Origin of the sequence: Flavobacterium enshiense, from assembly GCF_040750275.1 — a bacterium.
Taxonomy (GTDB): Bacteria; Bacteroidota; Bacteroidia; order Flavobacteriales; family Flavobacteriaceae; genus Flavobacterium; species Flavobacterium enshiense_B.
In genome coordinates, this window is record NZ_JBDOCV010000024.1 from 1 (window position 1) to 2,107 (window position 2,107).

Consider the following 2,107-nt stretch of genomic DNA (forward strand, 5'->3'; position numbering starts at 1 on the left):
ATGTGATACGGTTTATTTCTTCACAATTAAGAATTCCGAACGACGGTTCTTCGCGTGCTCTTCCTCGCTGCAGTCTGTACACTGCACCTTAGGCTCGCTCTCCCCGAAGCCCTGACCCGAGATTCTGTCCTTAGCAATCCCCTTGGAGATTACATACTGAACCGTACTCTTGGCTCTACGCTCCGACAAGTTCATGTTGAAACTGTCCGTGCCGCGGTTGTCCGTGTGTGATTTCACCATAATCACCATACTTGGGCTGTTCTTTAACACCTGAACCAATTTGTCCAGCTCGAAAGCGCCCGACTTGGTAATGTTGCTCTTGTTGTATTCAAAGAAAATGTCGTTTAAGATCACTTCCGTCTCCGTTACAATCACATCAATAGGATCCAGTTCTGCTGTGATTGGTTTCTCACCGCCCTGGGTTTTCTCCACCGCGATGGTTTTGCTCACAAACCCATCCTTAGACACCTGTAGCGTGTACGGCTTGTCACAATCCACTGCATACCCCACAAAACCATCGGCCGTGGTGTACTTGGTTTCTATAACGTTGTTCTTCTCATCTAAGATTGCAACCGAAGCCCCCGATAACAGTTCGCCGGTTTTCGCGTTCTTACTGGTGGTGTTCAACTGTACCCCACACACCGGAATGGCCATAAAGATATCATCCTGACCCCCTCGGTTACTGGAGAAGAAACCAGTCTTCTGGCTTACGTTGTAGCTAAATGCAAAATCGTCTTTCTCCGAGTTCACCGGTTTACCAACGTTCTTTACTTCCATGCCTTTGTCTAGGTCTGTTACAAAAACATCCAGTCCTCCAAAACCTTGTCTTGCATCCGAAGAGAAGTATAATTTGTTCTCATCGGTAATGAAAGGAAAGTTTTCGCGTCCTTCCGTGTTGATAGCCGTTAGGTTCTCCGGGGTACCGTAATCGTTACCGTTTACGCTCACCTTCCAGATATCCGATTGCCCCACTCCGCCCGGCATGTCCGAGGAGAAGTACAACGTCTTCCCGTCTTTGCTAAGGCTTGGGTTACCTGTATTGTAATCTTTGTTGTTAAATGGTAAAGCTTGGATGTTGGTCCATTTACCCTCCGCTTTGGTAGCTTTGAAAAGGCCTACCTTACCGTATTTCAGTTTCTTGGCTTTGTCCTTGTCAAACACCTGATCGCGGAACGTTTCACTGGCAAAGTACATCGTATTGCCGTCTGCACTTACCGTAGCAGGACCATCGTGCCATTTGCTGTTGATGCCTTCCACTTCCGTAGGCTGGCTGTACGTACCGTCTGCGTTTTTAGTGGCTTTGTACAAATCCAGATACGGCTCATCGTTGTAGCCGTAGTTCTTTCTCGAAGTGTTACGCGCACTGGCAAAATAAAGGGTGTTGTCATCCGCCAGTTGTGCTCCGAAGTCTGACTTATCGCTGTTAATGTCGATATTCTTCGAGTCGAAAAGCTTCTGCTGCGCCGTTAGTCTCGGAATATAGTTCGGCTCCTTTTTGAAGGCTACCGCTCTTTGATCGTTGGGAAGCAACTTGGCAAACTTTTCCATCTGTTGGTTGGCCTGCTCGTATTTCCCATCCGCTTTAAGCATTTGCGCATAGCGGTAGTACACCTCTGCATCCTGCTTTTCTTCCGTCGCCTTGGCATACCATCTGGCAGCCTCCTGCGTGTTGAACATATTATAGTAGCTGTCGGCCAGTTGACGGTATACGTAATTGTCCGCCTTGCCGTTGTTTACCAGTTTTAAATACTGCTCCGCAGCATCGATGTACTCATATCGGTTATAGAGCTTGTCGGCTGCCTGAGTGTCTTTGTTTTGTGCTGTGGCCAATAAACCGGCGAATACAAAACTTAAGGTGATATAGGTTTTCTTCATGTTATACTACCGGTTAAATTAGAAAAATCGAGGTGAAGTGGATACTTTCTTAGAGAAACTAACATCCCACAAAAGCATGAACTCGTGTGAAGACTTGGTCGTAGCATCCAGATCCGATACGATGTGATCGTAAGCATAGCCGATGCGTAAATCCTTGGTGATCCCGAAGTTGACCATCGCCCCGAAGGAATCCTCCAAACGATAGGTTACCCCAAGTTCCAACTTCTCATAC

2 protein-coding genes are annotated in these 2,107 nt (G+C 47.1%); both read right to left on the reverse strand.

Going from position 1 to position 2,107, the window contains the following annotated elements:
• Window positions 1-12: 12 nt before the first annotated feature.
• Window positions 13-1,875 (reverse strand): OmpA family protein, encoded by a 1,863-nt coding sequence (locus tag ABGT15_RS14590; RefSeq protein ID WP_367232198.1) that lies wholly within the window; start codon window positions 1,873-1,875, stop codon window positions 13-15.
• A gap of 18 nt (window positions 1,876-1,893) precedes the next feature.
• The coding region (locus ABGT15_RS14595) for a type IX secretion system membrane protein PorP/SprF (RefSeq protein ID WP_367232199.1) at window positions 1,894-2,107 on the reverse strand (214 nt) is incomplete at its 5' end.

What these genes read in the sequence shown, in the direction of transcription:
- ABGT15_RS14590 (WP_367232198.1), bottom strand. Translation starts at nt 1,875, where the DNA reads ATGAAGAAAACCTATATCACCTTAAGTTTTGTATTCGCCGGTTTATTG.